Raw genomic sequence first — 5,894 nt, forward strand, 5'->3', positions numbered from 1 at the left:
CGGTCGCGTCCTGCGCCTGAGGCGGGCGGCACGCCGCACCGCGGGGGCGCCCGGCCCCCTTGCGGCGCGTGCGGTCAGCGCCCGACGGCCTTGCCCAGCATGCGCTCGAGGCCGCGCATCACGGTGAGGTTGGCTCTTTCCATCGCCTGCAGTTCGCTCAACGCCGCCTCCAGCTTGCCCTGCGCGTGCAACTCCACCGCGCGCCGCGCATGCGCGTGCACCGCACGATGCGGGTCCTCGAGCTCCCCGTAGCCCGGCAGCCCGGCGAAGCGCTCGCGTCCCTCGCCGTCGTAGTACCACTGACCGAGGCGGCAGTGGCGCTCGTCGGGCAGGTCGTCGGGCCGCAGCGTCGACACGCCCAGGAACACCTTGTACACCTCGAGCTTGAGCGTCAGTTCGTCCAGATTGGCGAGCTCGACGTTGGCGAGCAGGGCGGACGAGGTAACCGCCCGTTCCATGCGGCGCGACAGGTCGAGCAAGTGCTTCATGCTGGTCACGGCCTGCGTGCTGTCCGCGGCGTGGCGCCCCGCGTCGGCGGCGCTGAACTCCATCACCTCCCTGGCGACGCGCGTCTCGTCCTGGATGTTCTCGACCAGGGTGGCGATCTCGGTGGTGGCCTTCGCGGTGCGCTCGGCAAGCTTGCGCACCTCGTCCGCCACCACGGCGAAACCCCGCCCCGCGTCGCCCGCGCGCGCAGCCTCGATCGCCGCGTTGAGCGCGAGCAGGTTGGTCTGTTCGGCGATCTCCTTGATCAGGCGGACGATGCCGCCGATCTCCTCGGCCCGACGGCTCAGGATGCCGACGTTCTCCGACGCCGCGCCCATGCGCTCGAAGGTGGCGTGCAGATTGCCGGCGATGCGCTCGAAGGCGGCGCGGCTGGTGTCCGACTGCGCCGCCGCTTCGAGCGCCGAAGCCTTTTCCTGGTTGAGGGTGGCGGCGAGGCCGAGGAAGGATTCGCGCACGCCTCCGAGCGAGTCGCCGAAGCTGCCCAGGCTGGCGAACACGCCGCCCAGCACGGTGCGCTCGCGGCGCAGGGCGTCGGTCTGCGCGCGCAGCTCGAGCTGTTCCGCCTCTAGCTCGCGCAGGCGTTCCTGCAGGGCGGCGTTGGCCTGCTGGAGCAGCAGGTTCTCGGCTTCGCTGGCGCGCAGCCTGTCTCTCGGTCCGGAGAAGAACATCGGAGGCTCTGGTGGGCGATTAAAAGAAACATATTAAATGAATCTTTTATTCGGTCAAGCCGCCATGGCTTTTGCGCCCAGGTCGATTTGCCGACGGTCGCGCCGGCATCGTAGTCTGCGTGTCGCGGGATCACGGCGGGGGGGCCCCCGGCCCGCAGGAGCAAATCGAATGGAATTCGCGAAGATCTTCATCACGCTGGCGGCGCTCATCAACCCGTTCGGCGCGATCCCCGCCTTCATCGGCCTGACCCAGGGGCAATCGTCCCTCGAGCGCCGCCGCACCGCGCGCACCGCCGCGCTGGCGACCGTCCTCGTCATCACCGTGACCGCGCTCGCTGGCCAGTACCTGCTGGCGGGCTTCGGCATCACCGTGCCCTCGCTGCAGGTCGGCGGTGGCGTGCTGCTCTTCATCGTCGCGATCTCGATGTTCAACGCCCAGCCGGCGCCGAGCCGCACCACCCCCGAGGAAACCGACGAGGCCGCCGAGCGCGCCAACATCGCGGTGGTGCCGCTGACCATCCCGCTGCTGACCGGGCCGGGCACGGTCAGTACGGTGATCATCTACGCCGACCAGGGTACGAGCACGGTGCTGATGCTGCTCGGCGCCGGCGCGGTCATGGGCGTCGCGGTGTGGTTCGCCTTCAGCCTCGCCGGGCCGATCAGCCGCCTGGCCGGGCGCACCGGGCTCAACATCATGACCCGCCTGATGGGTCTGGTGCTGGCGGCGCTGGCAGTCGAGTTCATCGCCGCCGGCATCCGCGCGTATGTGAACGCCTGAGGGCGCTCACTGCACCGCGGCAGCGTGTGCCTCGCCGACCAGCCACTCGCGGAAGTTCGTCAGCGCCGGCCGCTCGGCCTTTCCTTCCGGCACGAGCAGGTAGTACGCCCGCGTGCTCGGGAAGCTGCGCAGGCAGGGACTGATCAGGCTGCCGGCGGCGAGCTCCTGCTGGATCAGGAAGGGCGGGATCAGCGCCACGCCGAGGCGCTCGATCGCTGCCTGGGCCAGCATCGAGAACAGCTCCAGGCGCATGCCCCCCATGTCGTTCGCGGGGCGCACGCCGGCCGAGGCGAACCACTGCCGCCAGGCGTAGGGACGGGTGGTCTGCTGCAGCAGCGGCAGCGCCGCGACCTCGTCCGGGCTCATCTGCTCGCGCACCCCGCGCAGGGCCGGGCTGCACACCGGCACCGGATACTCGCGCATCAGGAAATGCGCCTCGGTACCCGGCCAGCCCGCGTCGCCGAAGTAGATCGCGGCGTCGAACTCGGTCTGGTCGAAGAGAAAGGGCCGCGTCTGGGTGTGCATGTTCACCACCACGTCCGCGTTCTTCGACTGGAAGTCGGCCAGGCGCGGCAGCAGCCAGCGCGTGGCGAAGGTCGGCACCACCGCGAGCTCGAGCACGCTGCCGGCGCCGTGGTGCGCCATCACCGCGAGCGTGTCGTGCTCGATCGCGTCGAGCCGGGGGGCGATCTGGCGGCTGTAGCTCAGCCCCGCCTCGGTGAGCTGCACGCCGCGCCGGGTGCGGCGGAACAGCGGCACGCCGAGGAAGTCCTCGAGCGCGCCGATCTGCCGGCAGATCGCGCTCTGCGTGAGCGCGAGTTCCTCGGCGGCGCGCGTGAAGCTCTCGTGGCGCGCGGCGGCCTCGAAGGCGAGCAGCGCGGCGGTGCTGGGGATCTTCTTGCGCATGGTGGTCGGCCTTGCCTGTCGGAGTTCCGGAAGCGCACAGATTACTGCAGAAATATCGCTTGAGCTGTGCTTCCGGAGTTCATAGGATGCGAATCACACACAGGCAGCCGCCTGCACGACCGATCGCACGAGGAGACACGACATGGCTTCGAACAAGGCTAGCTTCAACTGGGACGACCCCCTGCTGCTCGACCTGCAGCTCACCGAGACCGAGCGCATGGTGCGCGACACCGCGCGTGCCTACAGCCAGGACAAGCTGCTGCCGCGCGTGCAGGAGGCCTTCCGCCACGAGAAGACCGATGCCGCGATCTTCCGCGAGATGGGCGAGCTCGGCCTGCTCGGCGCCACCATCCCCGAGGAGTACGGCGGCTCCGGCCTGAACTACGTGTGCTACGGCCTGATCGCGCGCGAGGTCGAGCGCGTCGATTCCGGCTACCGCTCGATGATGAGCGTGCAGAGCTCGCTGGTCATGGTGCCGATCAACGAGTTCGGCACCGAGGCGCAGAAGCAGAAATACCTTCCCAAGCTCGCCACCGGCGAGTGGATCGGCTGCTTCGGCCTCACCGAGCCGAACCACGGCTCCGACCCGGGCTCGATGATCACCCGCGCGCGCAAGGTCGATGGCGGCTTCAGCCTGTCGGGCAGCAAGATGTGGATCACCAACAGCCCGATCGCCGACGTCTTCGTGGTGTGGGCCAAGGACGACGAGGGCCAGATCCGCGGCTTCGTCCTCGAGAAGGGCTGGAAGGGCCTGTCCGCCCCCGCCATCCACGGCAAGGTCGGCCTGCGCGCCTCGATCACCGGCGAGATCGTCATGGACGAGGTCTTCGTGCCGGAAGAGAACGCCTTCCCGACCGTGCGCGGCCTCAAGGGCCCCTTCACCTGCCTCAACTCGGCGCGCTTCGGCATCGCCTGGGGTGCGCTCGGCGCAGCCGAGTCCTGCTACGAGGCCGCCCGCCAGTACACGATGGACCGCAACCAGTTCGGTCGCCCGCTCGCCGCCAACCAGCTCATCCAGAAGAAGCTCGCCGACATGCTCACCGAGATCACCCTCGGCCTGCAGGCGGTGCTGCGCGTGGGCCGCATGAAGGACGAGGGCATCGCCCCGGTCGAGATCACCTCGATCATCAAGCGCAACTCCTGCGGCAAGGCGCTCGACATCGCCCGCATGGCGCGCGACATGCTCGGCGGCAACGGCATCTCGGACGAGTATCCGGTGGCCCGCCACCTGGTGAACCTCGAGGTGGTCAACACCTACGAAGGCACCCACGACGTCCATGCACTGATCCTCGGCCGCGCCATCACCGGCATCGCCGCGTTCAGCAACTGAGCCCACGGAGAGCCCCGATGCCCGGCGCCCTGTCGCACGTCCGCGTCCTCGACCTCTCGCGCATCCTGGCCGGCCCCTGGGCCGGGCAGATGCTGGCCGACCTCGGCGCGGACGTCATCAAGGTCGAGCGCCCCGGCGTCGGCGACGACACCCGCGGCTGGGGGCCGCCCTGGCTCAAGGACGAGCAGGGCGCCGACACCAATGTGGCGGCGTACTACCTGTGCGCCAACCGCAACAAGCGCTCGATCACCATCGACATCACCCAGGCCGAGGGCCAGGCGCTGGTGCGCCGGCTCGCCGCCGAGTCCGACGTGGTGCTGGAGAACTTCAAGGTCGGCGGCCTCGCGCAGTACGGCCTCGACTACGACAGCCTGAAGGCGGTCAATCCGCGCCTGGTGTATTGCTCGATCACCGGCTTCGGCCAGGACGGGCCGTATGCGCCGCGCGCCGGCTACGACTTCCTGATCCAGGGCCTGGGCGGGCTGATGAGCATCACCGGCCGGCCCGACGGCGAGGAGGGCGGCGGCCCCATGAAGGTGGGCGTGGCGCTCACCGACATCCTCACCGGCCTGTACGCCACCAACGCGGTGCTCGCCGCGCTGGCCTGGCGCGACAAGAGCGGCGAGGGCCAGTACATCGATATGGCGCTGCTCGACGTGCAGGTGGCCTGCCTCGCCAACCAGGCGGGCAACTACCTCGCCACCGGGCAGAGCCCGCAGCGGCTGGGCAACGCCCATCCCAACATCGTGCCCTACCAGGACTTCCCCACCGCCGACGGCTACATGATCCTCGCCATCGGCAACGACGGACAGTTCGCGCGCTTCTGCGCGGCCGCCGGCGCGCCGCAGCTCGCGACCGACGAACGCTTCGCCACCAACCGCGCCCGCGTCGTCAATCGCACGACGCTGATCCCGCTGCTGAAGAAGCTCACCGTCGAGCGCAGCACCGCGGAGTGGATCGCGACGCTCGAGGCGCTCGCCGTGCCCTGCGGCCCGATCAACACCCTCGCCGACGTGTTCGCCGACCCGCAGGTGCAGGCGCGCGGGCTGAAGGTGACGATGCCGCATCCGGTCGCCGGCCAGGTGCCGCTGGTGGCCAGCCCGATGAAGCTGTCGGCCACGCCGGTGGATTACCGCCTGCCGCCGCCGATGCTGGGCGAGCATACCGACGAGATCCTCGCCGCCACGCTCGGCCTCGACGCCGCGGCGATCGCCCGCCTGCGCGCGGACGGCGTGGTCTGAAGCGGCACAAGAACACTCAAGACGAACACAAGGGAACAGCATGAAGATCCTCGTACCGGTCAAGCGCGTGGTCGATTACAACGTCAAGGTTCGCGTCAAGGCCGACGGCAGCGGCGTGGACCTGGCCAACGTCAAGATGAGCATGAACCCCTTCGACGAGATCTCCGTCGAGGAGGCGGTGCGCCTGAAGGAAGCGGGCGTGGCCACCGAGGTGGTGGCGGTGTCCTGCGGCGTGGGCGCCTGCCAGGAGACCCTGCGCGCGGCGATGGCGATCGGCGCGGACCGCGGCATCCTGGTCGAGACCGACGTCGAGTTGCAGCCGCTGGCGGTGGCCAAGCTGCTCAAGGCGGTGTGCGACAAGGAACAGCCGAACCTGGTGATCTGCGGCAAGCAGGCGATCGACGACGACGCCAACCAGACCGGCCAGATGCTCGCCGCGCTCGCGGGCTGGCCGCAGGCGACCT

The 5,894-nt window shown here is 69.6% G+C and carries 6 protein-coding genes; 4 read left to right on the plus strand and 2 right to left on the minus strand.

Translation table 11 applies throughout. From position 1 onward, the window contains the following. Positions 1 to 74: 74 nt before the first annotated feature. On the minus strand, positions 75 to 1,175 hold the full coding sequence (locus tag C667_RS26710) for a methyl-accepting chemotaxis protein (RefSeq protein ID WP_004377966.1): 1,101 nt from the start codon (positions 1,173 to 1,175) through the stop codon (positions 75 to 77). A 169-nt stretch (positions 1,176 to 1,344) separates the two neighbouring features. On the opposite strand from C667_RS26710, the gene C667_RS19560 reads away from it, so the two are divergent. Next, complete coding sequence (locus C667_RS19560) at positions 1,345 to 1,953, plus strand: MarC family protein (protein WP_004377967.1); 609 nt, start codon at positions 1,345 to 1,347, stop codon at positions 1,951 to 1,953. Between the two features lie 6 nt (positions 1,954 to 1,959). Here C667_RS19560 and C667_RS19565 read toward each other — a convergent pair whose 3' ends face one another. After that, a complete protein-coding gene (locus tag C667_RS19565; RefSeq protein WP_004377969.1) occupies positions 1,960 to 2,859 on the minus strand; it encodes a LysR family transcriptional regulator in 900 nt (299 codons plus the stop codon). 142 nt (positions 2,860 to 3,001) lie between these two features. Here C667_RS19565 and C667_RS19570 point away from each other — a divergent pair, with 142 nt between their 5' ends. From C667_RS19570 to C667_RS19580, 3 genes are all read left to right on the plus strand, one after another. Next, the gene (locus C667_RS19570) at positions 3,002 to 4,189 is read left to right on the plus strand and encodes an acyl-CoA dehydrogenase (RefSeq protein WP_004377970.1); all 1,188 of its coding nucleotides are present in this window, start codon (positions 3,002 to 3,004) and stop codon (positions 4,187 to 4,189) included. A 17-nt stretch (positions 4,190 to 4,206) separates the two neighbouring features. Continuing rightward, the gene (locus C667_RS19575) at positions 4,207 to 5,430 is read left to right on the plus strand and encodes a CaiB/BaiF CoA transferase family protein (protein WP_004377972.1); all 1,224 of its coding nucleotides are present in this window, start codon (positions 4,207 to 4,209) and stop codon (positions 5,428 to 5,430) included. Positions 5,431 to 5,470: 40 nt separating this feature from the next. Further along, positions 5,471 to 5,894, plus strand: a 424-nt coding sequence (locus C667_RS19580; RefSeq protein WP_004377975.1) for an electron transfer flavoprotein subunit beta/FixA family protein, incomplete at its 3' end; no start/stop codon positions are given.

This window comes from Thauera phenylacetica B4P, from assembly GCF_000310225.1.
Taxonomy (GTDB): Bacteria; Pseudomonadota; Gammaproteobacteria; order Burkholderiales; family Rhodocyclaceae; genus Thauera; species Thauera phenylacetica.